We start from the raw sequence: 17593 nt of genomic DNA, 5'->3' as shown, positions 1-17593 counted from the left end.
GAGACATGAAACAGCCACTGATCCTGATCGCCGCCCTGACCGGCACCCTGATGCTTGCCGGCTGCGACGACGGCAGCGACACCGCCGCCGACGAGGCCGCCGAGACCGAGACGCAGATCGAGCAGGAGATGCAGGAGTCCGCCGACGAAGCGAGCGAGGCCATGAACGAGGCCGCCGAGGAGACCGGCGAGGCCATGGACGATGCCGCCACGGAGACGGCTGACACCATGGACGCCGCCGACGAGGAGGTCGCGAGCGCCACCGAAGACGCCATGGACACTACCGAAGCGGCGACCGACGAAGCGATGAGCGAGGCCGGGGACGCCATGGAGGCCACCGAAGAAGCGGCCGACGAGGCGATGAGCGAGGCCGGAGACGCCATGGAGGCCACCGAAGCAGCGGCCGACGAGGCGATGAACGAGGCCGGGGACGCCGCGGAAGCCACCGAAGAGACGGCCGATGAGGCGATGAACGAGGCCGAGGAGGCCGTCGACGGCGACACGACCTACTAAATTCGTGCACTCATGCTCAAGTCCCCGCCCGAGGCGACTCGGGCGGGGACTTTCGCATCCGGCCGACCGCGTCAGGCCGACCGCGTCAGGCCGGCACGCTCGAGCGCCGGCTGATCAGCCAGTTGCCGGCCAGGACAAGCACCATCAACGCCGCCCCGGCGGCCTCCACCGCGAGGCTAGGGTAGAAGACCGCGACGATCCCCGGCAGCAGCAGCGCTCGCGAGGGCCAGCCCATGCGCGTGAAGAGATACCCCTCCAGGGCCGCGGCGAAGGCGCCCAGCGCCAGTAAGCCGGTGAAGGCGGTCCACACCAGCAGCGGCACGGGGCCGCCCATGATGATCTCCGGGTTGTAGACCATGAACAGCGGGATCAGGTAGAGCCCCTTGGCGAACTTCCAGGCCTGGAGGCCGGTATCCATGGGCTTGGCCCCGGCGATCGCCGCCCCGGCGAAGCCGGCCAGGGCGATCGGCGGCGTGACGTTGGAGTCCTGGGAGTACCAGAACACCACCAGGTGGGCGATCAGCAGCGGCACGCCGAACTCGGCCGTCAGCGCCGGGCCCACCAGCACGATCAGCACGATGTAGCTGGCGGTCACCGGCAGGCCCATGCCCAGTACCAGGCTCGCCAGCAGCACCATGACCAGCGCCAGCAGCAGGTTGCCGCCGGAGAAGGCCATCATCATCGAGGAGAACTTCAGGCCCAGGCCCGTCAGCCCCACCACGCCGACGATGATCCCGGCCACGGCGCAGGCCATGGAGACCGCCACGGCGTTGCGGGCCCCCAGCTCCAGGCCGCCGAGCAGCTTGAGCAGCCCGCGCCTCACCGCCTCCGTGAGGGTGGCGGCGGTGACCTTGTCACCCTTGCGCGGGGCGATGAACAGGAACCACACCGCGAAGCGCGCCACCGCCACCGCCAGCATGGTGAGGATGGCGTAGTAGCCCACCCGCATCGGCGACATGTTCATCACCAGCAGCCACACCAGCACCGCCAGCGGCAGCAGGAAGTGCCAGCCGGCGCCCATGACGTCGCGCATCTGCGGCAGCTCGCCCCTGGCCATGCCCTGCATGCCCTGCTTGAGCGCGATGATGTGCACGAACAGATAGACCGTGGCGAAGTACATGATCGCCGGCAGGATGCTCACCTTGACCACGTCGAGGTAGGGCATGCGGGTGTACTCGGCGATCAGGAAGGCCCCGGCGCCCATCAGCGGCGGCATGATCTGGCCGCCGGTGGAGGCCGCCGCCTCGATGCCGCCGGCCTGGTGAGGCTTGTAGCCCAGGCGCTTCATCAGCGGAATGGTGAAGGCGCCGGTGGTCACCACGTTGGCGATGGCGCTGCCGGAGATCGAGCCCATGCCGGCCGAGGCGATCACCGCCGCCTTGGCCGGCCCGCCGCGCTGGCGGCCGGTGGCGGCGTAGGCCAGGTCGATGAAGAACTTGCCGGCGCCGGTGATCTCGAGGAAGGCGCCGAACAGCACGAAGATGAAGATGTAGGTGGCCGCCACCCCCATCGGCAGGCCGAAGATGCCCTCCTGTCCCAGGTAGAGCTGGCCGACCAGGCGGTCCAGGTTGTAGCCGCGGTGCTCGAGGATGCCCGGCAGGAACTGGCCGAGCCAGGGCAGCTCGCCGCGCGGACCGGCGAAGGCATAGAGGATGGCGATCAGGCCGATGATCGTCATGCCTAGCCCCACCGCCCGGCGGGCAGCCTCCAGCACCGTGACGGTGGCGATGCAGCCGACGACGATGTCGGTCTGGCTCCAGAAGCCGGCGCGATTGATGATGTCGTCGAGGTAGAGCACCAGGTAGCCGCCGGTAATCAGCGCCCCGCCGAGAAAGAGCGCATCGACCAGCCCGCTGGCGAGCCCGCGATCGTGCTTCGGCCCCAGCAGGGGGAACATCAGGAAGGCCAGCATCATGATCAGCATCAGGTGGATGCTGCGCTGGTAGAAGAGCCCCAGCGGCTGAATGCCGGCGGAGTAGAGCTGGAACAGCGAGAGCCCCACTGCCACCAGGGTGATCAGCCACAGCACCTGGCGTGAATGGTTCGCCTGGCTGCCGGGGATGACGGGGGAGGTGCCCGATTCGCTCATCGTGATCCTCTCGCGGGAGTGTCCGCAGGGTTGTGGTTCAGTCGAGGGTGGGGGCCGGCAGCGCCAGCCGGATCGTCACCCGCTCGTTGGCCGCCAGGCGGCTGAGGCTCGTGCGCACGCCGTCGACCACCAGGCGATGATCGACGCGCATCGCCCCCACCCGCAGCCGATAGGTGTTGCCCGGCACGGGTTCGTCGATCGCCTCGATCCAGTAGCCACCCTCGCCGTCCGAGACCTGGCGGCCGCGCCCGGGGATATGGTCGAGCCCCGCGGCGAAGTCGGGCAGGTGGCTGCGCTCAAGCACCATGCGCCCGTCGCGGTGGCGGTAGCAGTCGAGCACCGCAAAGCCTTCGACCGAGTGGTTCCACTCCAGGCACCAGCCCTCGCCCTCGGGCATGGGCAGGCTTACCAGGCACTCGCCGGCGGCGTCTCGCACCTCCAGCCGGGCCTCGGTCAGGGACGGATCGGCCGCGGCCGCCGGAACGCCGACCGCCAGGCCCACACACAGCAGCAGGGCGGGCAGCCAGGCCCGCCCCGCGATCAGGCGTGATGCGTGCATCGAACGTCAGGGACGCTGATGGTCGCCGATCTCCGCACCCACTTCCTCGTAGTAGCGCAGCGCGCCCGGATGGAAGCCGATCGGCGTGGACTCCACGCTGAACTCCACAGTGGTGTCGTTGGCCGCCGGGTGGATGGCGATCAGCTCGTCGGTCTGCTCGAAGAGCACCTTGGTGATCTGGTAGGCCAGCTCCTCGTCCATCTCGCTGCTCACGGCGAGCACGTTGGGGATGCCGATGCTCTGCACCGCCTCGCCCATGCCCTCGTAGAGGCCGGCCTTGAGCTCATAGGCCGCGAAGACGGGCTCGGCCTCCTTGGCCTTGGCGATCTCCTCGTCGGTCAGCCCGACCAGGCGGATGTCGCGGGTGGTGGCCAGGTTCATGATCGAGCTGGTGGGCGGGCCCACGCTCCAGAAGCCGGCGTCGATATCGCCGTCACGGATGGCATCGGCGGTCTCGTTGAAGTTCAGGCGACGCGCATCGAGGTCGTCATAGGTGATGCCGTTGGCCTCGAGCAGGGCCTGGGCGTTGACCTCGGTGCCGCTGCCCGGCGCGCCCACGGAGACGGTCTTGCCCTCGAGGTCGGAGAGCGATTCGATGCCGGAATCGGCCAGGGTGACGATCTGCACGGCGTTGGGGTAGATCGAGGCCAGCGCACGGATGTTCTCGAGCTGGCGGCCCTCGAAGTCGCCGGTGCCGTTATAGGCCTGGTAGACGGTGTCGGCCAGCGCCAGGGCCAGGTCGGAGTCGCCGCGCCACACCAGCCCCATGTTCTCCACCGAGGCACCGGTGACCTCGGCGACGGCATCGGCCCCCTCGATGTGGTTACCGATCAGCTCGGCGAGACCGCCGCCATAGGGATAGTAGGTGCCGCCGGTGCCGCCGGTGGCGATGGAGAGCTGCTGGGCGGCGGCCAGCGGGGCCGTGGCCAGCAGCGTGGCGGTAGCGGCATACTTCAGGATTCGCATGGCATTCCTCCGGTCCTGGAACCAGGTTGTAGTGGATTGTTGTTGTAAATGGTTGTTATGAGTTGTTCCGGCACCAGATCGCGGTGCCTCAGGCAACGCTAGCACGGGGCGAGCGTGAGCCACCATGCCACTATTTCTACGTTCTCTGATATTTTCGGCAATCCTCCTTAGGTCGACATCGCAGGATCACGACTCGACCAGCTCCTTCACCTTGTCGACGATGTGCGCGCCGATGGGCAGCGCCGAGGTGGCCGCCGGGGACGGGGCGTTGCCGACGTTCACGGTGCGCCGCGTGTTGACGAACAGGAAGTCGTCGACGAGCTTGCCGTCGCGGGTCACCGCCTGGGCGCGCACCCCGGCCGGATAGGGTGTGAGGTCATCGAGGGTCAGGCTCGGGCAGTACTTGCGCACCAGCTCCAGGTAGCCGCGCTTGTACAGCGAGTTCTTCATCTCGGTGAGCCCCGGCCGCAGATTCTTGCCCAGCACCCGGAGGATGCCCGGGTCGCTGAACATCCGCGCCATGTCGACAAGCGAGACGTCGCGCTTGCGGTAGCCCTCCCGGGCCAGCGCCAGCACGGCGTTGGGCCCCACGGTCACGCTGCCGTCGATCATGCGCGTCAGGTGCACGCCCAGAAACGGCATGGACGGGTCCGGGATGGGGTAGATCAGGTGATTGACGATGGCGTTGTGCTCTGCGGGCAGCAGGTAGTACTCGCCGCGGAACGGGCAGATGCTGAAGCCGGGGTCGCGGCCGAGCATGCGCACCACGCGATCGGCCATCAGCCCCGAGCACGACACCAGGTAGCGTCCGGTGAACTCGCCCGCGCCGGTGGTGACCACCAACTCCTGGCGGCGCTCCGCCAGGGCGGTGACCTCGGCCCCGTAGCGGATCTCGCCGCCCAGGCGCTCGAACTCGGCGGCCATCGCCCGGGTGACCTCGGCGTAGTCGACGATGCCGCTGGAGGGCACGAAGATGCCGGCGATGCCGGTGATGTTCGGCTCGCGCTCCTTGAGCGCCTCACGGGAGAGCCACTCGCGCTCCAGGCCGTTGGCCGCGGTGCGATCCCACAGCGCCTCCATGCGCTGCTTCTCCTGCTCGTTGGTGGCCACCAGCAGCTTGCCGCAGATGTCGTAGGCGATGTCGTGGGCAGCGCAGAACGCCTTGGTGGCCCGGTTGCCCTCCAGACAGAAGCGCGCCTTGAGGCTGCCCGGGGTGTAGTAGACCCCGGCGTGGATGACACCGCTGTTGTGGCCGGTCTGGTGGCACGCCGCCTCGCGCTCCTTCTCCACCACCAGCATGCGGCGATCGGGCCAGGCCTGCTGGAGCTGCATGGCGGTGGACATCCCCAGGATGCCGCCGCCGATGATGATGAAATCAAACATGCCGTCCTCGTTGTGTCATGCGACGGCCACGCCGCGGTCATGGCGTGGCCCCGTCAGGGTACTCTCGCGTGGGGCATGGCGTCTCAGGCCGGGTTCTTGACGAATGGCTCGAGGCTGGCTCATGAATGGCCCACGCCTGGCGCGAGTTGCGCAGTTTTCTGGCGTGGGTGACATGGCCTCGCTGGCGCCTCGGCTCGCGGCGCAGATCGGGAGCAACCGCTCGACCCTTCCGCCATGCGAGGGGCCGAACGACGGCCCTTGAGGAGCGTTGAATATCCCGCACCGGTGGTGCCTCGATGCCCCCCCGCCGGAGGGTCGATTTTTCCCCGAAAATTCCTCGAAAGGAGACTGGCAAAAACGCTCTTCAGCCGCCATAGTGTGCTTGTCGCAATTGCCAACTGGAGCATCATGAGCACGGCACGTCTTACCGCCCACGCGGAACCGACCGACCCTCCTCGAAGTAGCCCTGGCCTCGATGTCAGGGACCTGGAAAAACGTACGCGCCTAATGCGTATCATCACACGGCTGATCGCCGTGTCTGACCTGGGCAGCCGCGAAATCGCTCGCCGCGCCGGTCTGCCGATGCAGAAGATCAGCGACCTCCTCTCGGGGAAGCTGGAGCATCTCTCGGTTGACGAGATGCGCCTGGTCTATCACAGCATCGATACGAGCGGGACACCCACGCCGCCCTGATCGATGGACGCCTCGGGCACACGCTCCGGCATCAAGAACAGCGAACGCTCCGCCTCTCGGCGGGGCGTTTTTTTTGTCTCTTCCTTCTCATCAATTCACTTAAATTTCAGAAACTTACTCAGACATTACGCCAACATTAAGAGCTTGCTAATGATCTCTTGATCGACATCAAGTGCCCCGTCACGGGTCGCCGTTAGCCTGCGGGTCATGCCTTTCGCCATGCGCGAAAGATCCCGCCCCATCCAGGCCACCGGAGGCGCCATGGACCCCATTCGCCGTTCCCTTCTCGGCCAGCTGGCCCGCTTGAGCGCGGGCGCCGCGATGGTGCCGCTATCGAGCGTCGCCAGTGCCGGCATCAACCAGCAGCCGCCTCGTCGTGAAGGCGACCCCAGCAAGCGCTACGGCATGCTCATCGACCTGCGCCAGTGCATCGGCTGCCAGGCCTGCACCGTGTCGTGCCATATCGAGAACGCCGCGCCGCTGGGCAGCTTCCGCACCACCGTCTCCCAGTACGAGGTGGCGCACCAGGAGACCGGCGAGGTCGCCACCTTCATGCTGCCCAGGCTCTGCAACCACTGTGAGAATCCGGCCTGCGTGCCGGTCTGCCCGGTGGAGGCCACCTACCAGCGCCAGGACGGCATCGTGGTGGTGGACAGCGACCGCTGCGTGGGCTGCGCCTACTGCGTCAACGCCTGCCCCTACGACGCCCGCTTCATCAACGAGCGCACCCAGACCGCCGACAAGTGCACCTTCTGCGCCCACCGCCTGGAGGCCGGCCTGCTGCCGGCCTGCGTGGAGAGCTGCGTGGGCGGTGCGCGGATCATCGGCGACATGCGCGACCCACAGAGCCAGATCAGCCGCATGATCGCCGAGCACAAGGACGAGCTGATGGTGCTGCAGCCCGAGAAGAACACCCTGCCCCAGGTCTTCTACCTCGGCATGGACGAGCGCTTCGTCACCCGTCCCGATGCCGAGCCGGTGGCCCTGGACGTCCTCGACCCCCACGGCAAGGAGATGGGCTATGAATTCGGCCATTGAGCTGCTCGCCCCGCGCTACGACATCGCCTGGTACCCCTGGGCGGTGCAGTACTTCTTCATGATCGCCCTCTCCTACGCCAGCCTGTGGCTGGCCGCTCCGGGGCTGGTGTTCGGCAAGTCGCGCTGGCTACCCACCGCGCGCCTGGCGCTGCTGGCCTGCCTGACCACCACCCTGGTGGCACCGGTGGCGCTACTTGCCGACCTGCACCAGCCGCTGCGCTTCTGGCACTTCTACGCCTACGCCAACGGCCACTCCTGGATGTCGGTGGGCAGCCTGCTCCTGCCGCTCTATGTGGTGGGCGTGATCGCGCTTGCGTGGCTCGCCTGGCGCCCGGCGCTGCAGGCGAATCGTCAGGCGCCCGGGCTCAAAGGCCTGCTCGCCCGCTGGCTGTCGCTGGGCGAGGCGCCGACGCCGCGCGCACTGCTGGTGCTGGTGGGTCTCGCCACCCTGGCGCTCTCCACCGGCATCATGCTCTACACCGGCGCCGAGGTGGCCATCGTCAAGGCCCGCCCGCTGTGGCACACCGTGTGGCTTCCGCCGATGTTCGTGGCCACCGGCTTCATCGCCGCTTCCGGCCTGATCCTGCTGCTCAACCGGGTGGCCGGTGAGCGCAGCACCAGCGTCGTCGGCCAGATGCTCAAGGTGATGCTGGTCGCCTGCCTGGCGGCGGGCCTCATTGCCGGCAGCTGGTTCCTCGACGGCATCAACGCCAACGTCGGCTCGGTGGCCGCGGCCCTGGAGTCGGTGCGCGGCAGCCCCGAGTGGCGGCGCACCGCCCTGTGGGGCGGGCTCACCGGCGCGCTACTGTTCAGCGCACTGCTCTACCTGCTCACCCGTCCTGCCGCGCGGCGCCCGACGCTCTATGCCTGGGCCTGGGTGCTGGGCCTGGTGGCCCTGCACGTCGGCTGGATGTTCCGCTGGGTGGTGCTGATGGATGTACAGACCGTGGCCCGTCACAGCGCCGGCTTCCATCACTACGGCGTTCCCGCCGGCTCCTCCGGCATCCTCGGCATCGTCGGCACCTTCGGCCTGTGGCTAGCCGCCATCCTGCTGATCGACCTCTTCGTGCCGTGGCGCCAGGCCCGCCAGGGCGGCCGCGGCGCCGATGTCTCCCCCGCGCCCGCCAGCGCCGCCTCTCCCGACTCCTCTCACGATCATGCCCCCGAAGGAGCGCCTCATCATGGCTAAGTCGTCCGCAGATCCGTCACGTCGCCGCTTCATGAAAGGCGCCGTCGCCGCCGGCGGCGCCGCCACCTTCGCCGCCGGCTACGCCGACCCGCTGCTCAAGATGGGCAAGGGCCTCACCGGCAGCGCCGGCGAGACGCCCAAGCACCGCATCCACGGCAACTCCCTGGCGCCGGAATACAGCGTCGACCCGGCCAGCGGCGAGCTGACCCTGAACCCCGGCCAGCGCCTGGCCTTCACCGTCTGCTACGGCTGCACCACCAAGTGCGGCGTGCGGGTGCGAATCGACAACGACAGCGACCATGTGCTGCGCGTCGCCGGCAACCCCTACCACCCGCTCTCCGCCGACGAGCACCTGCCGATGCGCACCCCGGTGGCGGAGGCCCTGCGCGGCCTCAGCGCCTTCGGCGACCAGGGCCAGCAGAACCGCTCCACCGCCTGCGCCCGCGGCAACGCCATGATGAGCCAGATCGACAGCCCCTTCCGGGTGACGCACTGTCTCAAGCGGGTCGGCGGGCGCGGCGGCCGCGAGTGGCAGAAGGTGCCCTTCGCGCAGGTCATCGAGGAGATCTGCGAGGGCGGCGACCTGTTCGGCGAGGGCCAGGTGGAGGGCCTGCGCGCCATCCACGACGTCGAGACCCCGATCGACCCGGCGAACCCCGAGTACGGCCCCAAGGCCAACCAGCTGATGGTGATGGAGGCCACCGACTACGGCCGCTCCGCCATCCTCAAGCGCTTCGCCTTCAACGCCTACGGCACCCGCAACTACGGCCATCACGGCTCCTACTGCGGGCTGGCCTTCCGCATGGGCTCCGGCGCCGTGATGAACGACATGAAGAAGTTCGCCCACGTCAAACCGGACATCCAGAACGCGCGCTTCATCATGTACATCGGCTGCGCCCCTAGCCAGGCCGGCAACCCCTTCAAGCGCCAGGGCCGCCTGATCGCCCAGGCCCGCGCCGCCGGCACTCTGGAGTACGTGGTAGTCGACCCGGCGCTCAACGCCTCGGCCTCCCACGCCGCCGACCACAACCGCTGGGTGCCGATCCGCCCGGGCACCGACAGCGCCTTCGCCATGGCGCTGATCCAGTGGCTGCTCGACCATGAGGGCTACTCCCGCGACTTCCTCGAGATGCCCGGCCAGGCCGCTGCCGACGCCGCCGGCGAGGCCACCCACTCCAACGCCACCCACCTGGTGATCGACAGCGAGGCGCACCCGCGCCGCGGCCACTTCCTGCGCGCCAGCGACCTGGGCCGGGCCGAGGCCGGCGCCGAGGACGACGCGCCGCTGGTGATCGCCGACGGTGCACTCGTCGACGGCGAATCGATGATGGCCGCCGAGCTCTTTGTCGACCGCGAGGTCGAGCTCGGCGCCGCCCAGGACGGCAGTGGCGAACGCGTGCGGGTCAAGAGCAGCCTGACCCTGCTGCGCGAGGCGGCTCACGAGCAGAGCCTCGCCGACTACGCCGCGCACTGCGGCATCCCCGAGGCGACCATCGTCGCGCTGGCCGAGCGCTACGCCCGTCACGGCCGCCGCGCGGTGGTCAACTGCCACGGCGGCATGATGTCCGGCAACGGCTTCTACGCGGCCTTCGCCGTGCAGATGCTCAACCTGCTGGCCGGCAACCACAACCGCAAGGGCGGCAGCGCCCCGGGCGGCGGCCAGTTCAACGGCGTGGGCCAGGGTCCGCGCTACGACCTGGCCAACTTCCCCGGCAAGCGCGGCCCGCAGGGCATCTTCCTATCCCGCTCGCGCTTCCCCTACGAGAAGTCCTCCGAGTACCGGCGCAAGGTCGATGCCGGCGAGGATCCCTACCCGGCCCGGGCGCCCTGGCGCTCCCTGGCGCCGCCCACCCTCACCGAGCACCTGCCCTCGGCGCTGGACGGCTACCCCTACCCCATCAAGGCGGTCATCGGCTGCATGGCCAACCCCATCTACGGCCAGGCCGGCCTCGAGGGGCTGATCGCCGACAAGCTCAAGGACCCCAAGCGCCTGGGGCTCTACGTGGCGGTGGACGGCTTCATCAACGAGACCAACCGCTACGCCGACTACATCGTGCCAGACTCGGTGATGTACGAGGTGTGGGGCTTCACCGGCGCCTGGCGCGGCACCCTGGGCAAGATGACCACCGCCTGCTGGCCGGTGGTGGAGCCGCGCCAGGAGAAGACCGAGGAGGGCGAGCCGGTCTCCATGGAGAGCTTCTTCATCGCCGTGGCCAAGCGCCTGGGCCTGCCCGGCTTCGGCGAGGGCGCCATCCCCGCCGCCGACGGCAGCCTGCACCCGCTGAACCGCGCCGAGGACTTCTTCCTGCGCGCCGCCGCCAACGTGGCCTTCCAGGGGGAGCCGCTGCCGGCCGCCGAGCAAAGCGACATCGACCACGCCGGCTTGGCACCGCTGATACCCAAGCTCGTGCGCACCCTGCCACCCAAGGAGCACGGCCCGGTGGCCTATCTCTACGCCCGGGGCGGGCGCTTCGAGGACTTCCAGGATCACTTCAAGGGCGAGAACCTCACCAGCGCCTGGACGCGCACCCTGTGCGTCTACAACGAGCGGGTCGGCACCAGCATCAACACCCAGACCGGCGTGCCCAACCGCGGCGTGCCCTGCCACGGCCCGGCGTCCCTGGCCGACGGCCGCGCCATGCGCGAGGTGTTCACCGAGGAGGAGTGGCCACTGCTGGCGTTCTCGTTCAAGTCGAACCTGATGAACTCCTACGCCATCGGCCTCGAGCGGCTACGCATGATCAAGCCCTACAACCCGGTGATGATGCATCGTGAGGACGCCGAGCGCTTCGGCATCGCCCACGGCGACGTGATCCGCATCGAGAGCCCCGGCGGCGGCGTGACCGCGCTGGCGCTGGTCGGCGAGGGTGTCGCACCGGGGGCACTGGCCATCGAGCACGGCTACGGCCACCGTGACCTCGGCGCCACGCCCCACGTGATCGACGGCGAGTCCCAGCCGGATCTCGAGTGGCTGCGCGCCGGCATCAACATCAACGACCTAGGCTTCGAGGACCCGACCCGCCGGATAGCCGGTACCTGGCTCGAGCCGATCAGCGGCGCCGCCGTGCGCCAGGGGCTGCCGATCCGGGTTAACCGCGTCGAGGCCTGAGCGGCCGCCACGCCGACGCGTACGTACGCCCCGCCTGTCCGGCGGGGGGGTTTTTGTGTGGCGACGAGAAGGGGCGACTGCCGCAGAGACCGACCACCTCGCGTCAGCGATCGACGAGATAGTGCACGCTGAACAGCGCCTGATCATCAAGCCACACGGCGCCGGACCGGTAGCCGGCCCGGGCGGCCAGCGCCTGGAAGTCCTCGAGGCGGTACTTGCAGGAGTTCTCGGTATGCAGCGTCTCCCCCGCCTCGAAGGCGAAGCGCCGCTCCTCAATCACGATGGCCTGGCGCCGCCGGCTGACCAGGTGCATCTCGATGCGCGAGGCCGCTTCATGGAAGACGGCGCGATGATCGAAGGCTTCGAGATCGACCTCGGCCCCCAGCTCGCGGCGCATGCGCGACAGCAGGTTGAGGTTGAAGGCCGCGGTGACGCCGGCGGCGTCGTTGTAGGCCGCCTCCAGCCGGTCGCGCTCCTTGACCAGGTCGACGCCAATCAGCACCCCGCTGCCCGTCGGCAGCGCCCGGCGCAGGCGGGCGAGGAAGGCCTCGGCCTCGGCCGGCGTGAAGTTGCCGATGCTCGAGCCCGGGAAGAAGGCCACCGCGCGTCGCTCCGCGAGGCTCGGCGGCAGCCGCACGCCCGCGGAGAAATCGCCCCAGGCGGCGTGCACCTCGAGCCAGGGGTAGTCGGCCGCCAGGCGGCGCGTGCTCTGCAGCAGGAAGTCGCGGGAGATGTCCACGCCCAGATAGCGGCTGGGGCGCAGCGCCTCCAGCAGCCGGCGCACCTTGCGGCTGGCACCGCTGCCGAGTTCGACCAGCAGGGTGTCGGGGCCCACCAGCGCCGCGATCTCGTCGGCGGCCGCGGCGAGGATGCCCTCCTCGGTGCGGGTCAGGTAGTACTCGGGCTGGGCGCAGATGGCCTCGAAGAGCCGCGAGCCCCGCGCGTCGTAGAAGTGCTTGGGCGAGAGCGCCTTCGGCGAGGCGCGAAGGCCTGCGATGACGTCGTCGCGAAAGGCGTCTGGCGCCTGCCCGACGTGCTGATCGTGGACGTGCACGGCGGTGATCATCGAGGTCCCTCGCGAACGGCGGGCGACGACGCCGGGGAGATTCCCGCGCCGGAATCCGGCTAGACTGGGCGGCGGCGCGAGCCCTGGATGCCTCGCGCGCCCCTCTCACCAATCTAGAGCGAGCCCCCTCATGCAGCAACCGCAGCAGACGGTGTTACGGGATATCGTGCTGGTCGGCGGCGGCCACACCCACGTCGGCGTGCTGAAGCGCTTCGCCATGCGCCCCGAACCGGGCGTGCGGCTCACCCTGATCTGCCGCGACACCCACACCCCCTACTCGGGCATGCTGCCGGGCTACGTCGCCGGGCACTACGGCTACGACGACGTGCATATCGACCTGCGCCGGCTGGCCGAATACGCCGGCGCGCGCTTCTTCGCCGACGAGGCGATCGGCGTCGATCACGACGCGCGCCGGGTGCTCTGCCGCTCGCGCCCCCCGGTGCCCTACGACTGGCTGTCGATCAATATCGGCTCGACGCCCCGGGTGGGCAGGGTCCAGGGCGCCGACGCCCATGCCGTGCCGGTCAAGCCGATCCACCGCTTCAACGACCGCTGGCTTCAGCTGCTTGAGCGCATCGAGGCGCACCCCGGCACCACCCGGGTAGCGGTGGTCGGCGGCGGCGCCGGCGGGGTCGAGCTGCTGCTGGCCATGCAGGTCCGGCTGGGCCGCGAGCTGGCCGCCCGGGGACGCGACCCGGCGGAGCTTCACTTCGCGCTCTTCACCCGCGGCGAGAAGATTCTGCCGACCCACAACGCTCGGGTGCGCGGGCACTTCGAGGCCACGCTGCGCCGCCGAGGCGTCGAGGTGCATACCGGCACCGAGGTGGTCGCCGTCGAGGCGGGCCAGCTGCAGAGCGACGACGGCACCTGGCACGGCGCCGACGAGATCGTCTGGGTGACCAACGCCGGCGGGGCCGACTGGCTCAAGGGCACCCGGCTGGCGCTCGACGACGACGGCTTCATCAAGGTCGGCGAGACCCTGCAGTCGCTCTCGGACCCGCGGATCTTCGCCGCCGGCGACATCGCCCACCAGGTCGATCACCCCCGCGAGAAGGCCGGGGTCTTCGCCGTGCGCCAGGGCCGTCCGTTGGCCGACAACCTGCGCGCCGCCGTGACCGGCCGCCCGCTGTCGCCCTATCGCCCGCAGCGCGACTGGCTGGCGCTGATCAGCACCGGCGATCGCCACGCCGTGGCCTCCCGGGGCGGGCTCTATCTGGCCGGCGACTGGGCCTGGCGCTGGAAGGACTGGATCGACCGGCGCTTCATGGCCCGCTTTAACGACCTGCCGCCCATGACCCAGGACGCCATGAAGGCCCCGGCCCGCAGTCGAGTGGTGCTGGACGAGGACGAGAGCGCCCAGGCGATCTCGGCGCTGGCCATGCGCTGCGGCGGCTGCGGGGCCAAGGTGGGGGCCACCACCCTCTCCCGGGCGCTATCGACGCTTGCGCCGGTGGCGCGCGACGAGGTGCTGGTCGGCCTGCACGCCCCGGACGACGCCGCCGTGGTGCGGGTGCCGTCCGGCAAGGACATGGTGCACACCGTGGACTTCTTCCGCGCCTTCATCGATGACCCCTATGTGTTCGGCAAGATCGCCGCCAACCATGCGCTCGGCGACATCTTCGCCATGGGCGCCGAGGCGCAGACCGCCACCGCCGTGGCCACGGTGCCCCAGGGGCTCGAGGCCAAGGTCGAAGACACCGTCTTCCAGATGATGAGCGGCGCGGTGGAAGTGCTCAACGCCGCCGACTGCGCCCTGGTGGGCGGCCACACCGGCGAGGGCAGCGAGCTGGCCCTGGGCTTCGCCGTCAACGGCCTGATCGACAGCGGCAGCACCGACGAAGACGGCACGGCCCTGATGACCAAGGGCGGCCTGCGCCCCGGCCAGGTGCTGATCCTCACCAAGCCCATCGGCACCGGCACGCTGTTCGCCGCCCACGCGCGACTCGCCGCTCGGGGGCGCTGGATCGATGCGGCGCTCGCCAGCATGGTGCAGTCCAACCGCGAGGCTGCGGCCTGCCTGCACGAGCACGGCGCCACCGCCTGCACCGACCTCACCGGCTTCGGCCTGCTCGGGCACCTGGTGGAGATGACCCGCCCCTCGGGGGTGGATGCCGAGCTCGACCTGGCGGCTCTGCCGCTGCTCGAGGGTGCCGAGGAGACCGTCGCCGCCGGCATCCTGAGCTCCCTGCAGCCCGCCAACGTGCGTCTGCGCCGCGCGATCCGCGACCAGGCGGCCTGGGTCGAGCACCCGCGCTATCCGCTGCTCTTCGACCCCCAGACCGCCGGGGGGCTGCTCGCCGGGGTGCCCGCCGAGCGCGCCGAGGCCTGCCTCGCGGCTCTGCACGCCCTGGGCTACGCCAACGCCGCCATCGTCGGCCGCGTCACCCCCGCCGGCGAGGCGCTGGAGCCCATCCGACTCAACGAATGAGGACGGTAGTCAGGCGTGCAGCCCGCAGGCCGTGATCACCCTGGCCAGCGCCTCGCGCTCGGCCTCGGGCGTGAACAGCGGCGCCCGGGCCGCCACCTGGCGGCGCAGGCCCTCGACGAAGGCCGGCTGTGCCTCGGCGCGGCGCAGCAGGTCGCCCAGCGCCGCGGTATCGGCGACCGGGAAATAGCCGGCATGGTCGCCGCCCAGCAGGCCGCGGTTGCCCGGGATGTCCGAGGCCAGCACCGGCAGGCCCGCCGCGCAGGCCTCGCTGACCACGTTGGCGCCCCCCTCCATGCGCGAGCTGATCACCATCAGCCGGGCGCGGGCCATCCACTGGCGCACCCGCCAGCGCGGCAGGTCACCGAGCCAGCGATAGCGCGGGTTGTCCGCCATCTCCTCAACGGCCGCCTTGGCCCAGCTCTCGTCGTGGGCGCCGCCCAGCTGGATGATCCGCAGCCGCGAGCCCATTGGCAGGTCGCGCACCGCGAGTGCCGCGCGCAGCGGGTCCTTCTCCTCGCGCAGGTGGCCCACCACCAGCACATCGAAGTGCCGCCGCCCCGGCCGCGGGGCACCGGGCGGCAGCGGCAGCGCCGACTGGTGGACGACGTGCAGGCGCGGCAGGACGCCCGCGGGCAGGTCCTCCTCCAGGGCATCATGCAGGCCGATCAGGACGTCCGCCGCCGCGAGGCTTTCGTGGAAGGTCTCGGGATGGCTGTGCTGGAAGCGATAGACGTCGGTGCCGGTCAGCACCACGGCCAGGGCGGCCGCAGGAAAGGCCTGGCGACAAGCGAGGATGGCCACGTGGCTGCGCCAGGCGTGCAGCGCCACCACGAGATCTGGGGCCTGTCCGTCGACGCGCCATTCCTTCGGGGCATCCTCGGAGCCGGCGATACTCACGCGGCAGCCAAGCTCGCGCAGCAGGCCCGCCCAGCGGGTCGCGGTGGCGCGGTTGCCGGCGTGGGAGCCTCGACCCGCCGGGGTGATCAGGGCTACCTTCAACACTGTTCACCCTTCCCCTTGTCGCCTTGCATCGCTCGCCCCGTCATCCGCCCATACTTTTCAACCGTTCTTGGCCAGCCAATCTTACCCGGCCGTGCTTATCCAGCCGTTCTTGTTCAGCCACGCTTGCCGCTCCCCGTTCGAGGAGGTCCTGATGATCGCCACCCCGCCCACGCCCCCTCGCGCCGCCGACGCGCTGGCAGACATGCTGATCGATGCCCGCTCGCGCAGCCTTTCGCTGATGCGCGATACCCTCGAGATCCGCGAGCTCGGCCCGCGGCTTTCGATCGTCAACCCGCCGCTGTGGGAGCTCGGCCACCTGGGCTTTTTCCACGACCACTTCGCGCTGCGTGGCCTGTTCGGCCTGCGCGACTACCGGCTCGTCGGCTCCGAGCGGCTGTTCGACTCCGGCAGCATCGCCCATGACGACCGCTGGGCGCTACCGCTGCCCTCCCGCGACGAGACCCTGGACTACCTCTCGCGGGTGCAGGCGGCGATGCTCGCGCGCCTGCCCGAGGGCGAGGCCAGCGCCGCCCAGAGCTACGTCTATCAGCTCACCACCCTGCACGAGGACATGCACGGCGAGGCCTTCCTCTACACCCGCCAGACGCTGGGCGACCCCGCCCCGGCACTCGGCACGCCGCCGCGCGAGGCCCCCGGCGAGGCCGGACGCGGCCCCCTGCCGGGCGACGTCACCATTCCCGGCGGGCGCCACCGTCTGGGTGGCGACGATACCCTGCCCTTCCGCTTCGACAACGAGAAGCCGCCCATGGCGGTCGAGGTGGCGCCCTTCTCGATCGCCCGGGCGCCGGTCACCAACGCCGAGTTCGCCGCCTTCGTCGACGACGGTGGCTACGCGCGGCGCGACTACTGGAGCGAGGCCGGCTGGCGGTGGCGCGAGGGTCAGGGGCAGGAGGCGCCCGTCTACTGGCGCCGGGACGCCAGGGGCCGCTGGGAGGCGCGCCACTTCGACCGCTGGCAGCTGTTGCCCCCTCACCAGCCGGTCGTGCACGTCAGCTGGCACGAAGCCGAGGCCTGGTGCCGCTGGGCCGGGCGACGCCTGCCCAGCGAAGCGGAATGGGAAGTGGCCGCCAGCCGCATGCCATCGGCCGACGGTCGGTCTCTGGCGCCCGGCAAGCGACGCTTCCCCTGGGGCGACACGCCGCCGGACGCCGGCCGGGCCAACCTCGACGGCTGGCGTCTCGGCCCGCTGGACGTGGCCGCGCTGCCCGAGGGCGACAGCGCCTTCGGCTGTCGCCAGCTGCTGGGCAACGTCTGGGAGTGGACGGCCTCGCCCTTCGCCCCCTTCCCGGGCTTCGCGCCCGAGCTCTACCGCGACTACTCCGCCCCCTGGTTCCAGGAGGGGCGCTACGTGCTGCGCGGTGGCGCCTGGGCCACCCGTTCGCGGCTGATCCATACCGCCTACCGCAACCTCTTCACCCCGGATCGCCACGACGTGCTGGCCGGCTTTCGCACCTGCGCCCCTTAGCAGGAAGCCCCATGACGAGAACGCCCCGACCATACCGGCCGGGGCGTCTTGGCGGATAACGGGCTCAGCGGCC

Annotated in this window: 13 protein-coding genes; 7 read left to right on the top strand and 6 right to left on the bottom strand. The window is 70.1% G+C overall.

The annotated features are described in order from the left end of the window. The first annotated feature begins 5 nt into the window (after nucleotides 1-5). Entirely contained in the window at nucleotides 6-512 is a 507-nt protein-coding gene (locus RSO68_RS08630) for a hypothetical protein (RefSeq protein ID WP_315586299.1), read from the top strand. A gap of 85 nt (nucleotides 513-597) precedes the next feature. Here RSO68_RS08630 and RSO68_RS08625 read toward each other — a convergent pair whose 3' ends face one another. From RSO68_RS08625 to lhgO, 4 genes are all read right to left on the bottom strand, one after another. Then, nucleotides 598-2601: a TRAP transporter permease gene (locus tag RSO68_RS08625; protein ID WP_315586298.1), complete on the bottom strand. Its 2004-nt coding sequence runs from the start codon at nucleotides 2599-2601 to the stop codon at nucleotides 598-600. A 37-nt stretch (nucleotides 2602-2638) separates the two neighbouring features. Beyond that, nucleotides 2639-3160, bottom strand: a complete 522-nt coding sequence (locus RSO68_RS08620; protein ID WP_315586297.1) for a DUF1850 domain-containing protein — start codon at nucleotides 3158-3160, stop codon at nucleotides 2639-2641. A gap of 6 nt (nucleotides 3161-3166) precedes the next feature. Then, entirely contained in the window at nucleotides 3167-4126 is a 960-nt protein-coding gene (locus tag RSO68_RS08615) for a TAXI family TRAP transporter solute-binding subunit (RefSeq protein WP_089846961.1), read from the bottom strand. A gap of 186 nt (nucleotides 4127-4312) precedes the next feature. After that, nucleotides 4313-5509: an L-2-hydroxyglutarate oxidase gene (lhgO, locus tag RSO68_RS08610; RefSeq protein ID WP_315586296.1), complete on the bottom strand. Its 1197-nt coding sequence runs from the start codon at nucleotides 5507-5509 to the stop codon at nucleotides 4313-4315. Between the two features lie 408 nt (nucleotides 5510-5917). Here lhgO and RSO68_RS08605 point away from each other — a divergent pair, with 408 nt between their 5' ends. The 4 genes from RSO68_RS08605 (at nucleotide 5918) to RSO68_RS08590 (ending at nucleotide 11538) form a co-directional block, all read left to right on the top strand. Next, nucleotides 5918-6202, top strand: a complete 285-nt coding sequence (locus tag RSO68_RS08605; protein ID WP_315586295.1) for an XRE family transcriptional regulator — start codon at nucleotides 5918-5920, stop codon at nucleotides 6200-6202. A gap of 261 nt (nucleotides 6203-6463) precedes the next feature. Beyond that, entirely contained in the window at nucleotides 6464-7240 is a 777-nt protein-coding gene (gene dsrO, locus RSO68_RS08600) for a sulfate reduction electron transfer complex DsrMKJOP subunit DsrO (RefSeq protein ID WP_089846965.1), read from the top strand. Beyond that, nucleotides 7224-8429, top strand: coding sequence for an NrfD/PsrC family molybdoenzyme membrane anchor subunit (gene nrfD, locus RSO68_RS08595; protein WP_315586294.1), 1206 nt, complete (start codon nucleotides 7224-7226; stop codon nucleotides 8427-8429). Before dsrO ends, nrfD begins: the two co-directional genes overlap by 17 nt. Next, complete coding sequence (locus RSO68_RS08590; protein WP_315586293.1) at nucleotides 8422-11538, top strand: molybdopterin dinucleotide binding domain-containing protein; 3117 nt, start codon at nucleotides 8422-8424, stop codon at nucleotides 11536-11538. Before nrfD ends, RSO68_RS08590 begins: the two co-directional genes overlap by 8 nt. A 103-nt stretch (nucleotides 11539-11641) precedes the next feature. Here the strand turns inward: RSO68_RS08590 and egtD are convergent, their stop codons facing one another. Further along, a complete protein-coding gene (egtD, locus tag RSO68_RS08585; RefSeq protein WP_315586291.1) occupies nucleotides 11642-12604 on the bottom strand; it encodes an L-histidine N(alpha)-methyltransferase in 963 nt (320 codons plus the stop codon). A gap of 130 nt (nucleotides 12605-12734) precedes the next feature. On the opposite strand from egtD, the gene selD reads away from it, so the two are divergent. Further along, nucleotides 12735-15032 carry a selenide, water dikinase SelD gene (gene selD, locus RSO68_RS08580; protein ID WP_315586290.1) on the top strand — a complete coding sequence of 766 codons (2298 nt, stop codon included), beginning with the start codon at nucleotides 12735-12737 and terminating at the stop codon, nucleotides 15030-15032. A 9-nt stretch (nucleotides 15033-15041) separates the two neighbouring features. Here selD and senB read toward each other — a convergent pair whose 3' ends face one another. After that, on the bottom strand, nucleotides 15042-16031 hold the full coding sequence (gene senB / locus RSO68_RS08575) for a selenoneine biosynthesis selenosugar synthase SenB (protein WP_315586289.1): 990 nt from the start codon (nucleotides 16029-16031) through the stop codon (nucleotides 15042-15044). A gap of 154 nt (nucleotides 16032-16185) precedes the next feature. Here senB and senA point away from each other — a divergent pair, with 154 nt between their 5' ends. Continuing rightward, nucleotides 16186-17520, top strand: coding sequence for a selenoneine synthase SenA (senA, locus tag RSO68_RS08570; RefSeq protein WP_315586288.1), 1335 nt, complete (start codon nucleotides 16186-16188; stop codon nucleotides 17518-17520). Nucleotides 17521-17593: the final 73 nt, after the last annotated feature.

Origin of the sequence: Halomonas saccharevitans (genome assembly GCF_032333995.1) — a bacterium.
Lineage (GTDB): Bacteria > Pseudomonadota > Gammaproteobacteria > Pseudomonadales > Halomonadaceae > Halomonas > Halomonas saccharevitans.
The sequence above is the reverse complement of the archived record's forward strand: the minus strand, read 5'-3'. Positions and strand labels throughout refer to the sequence as shown.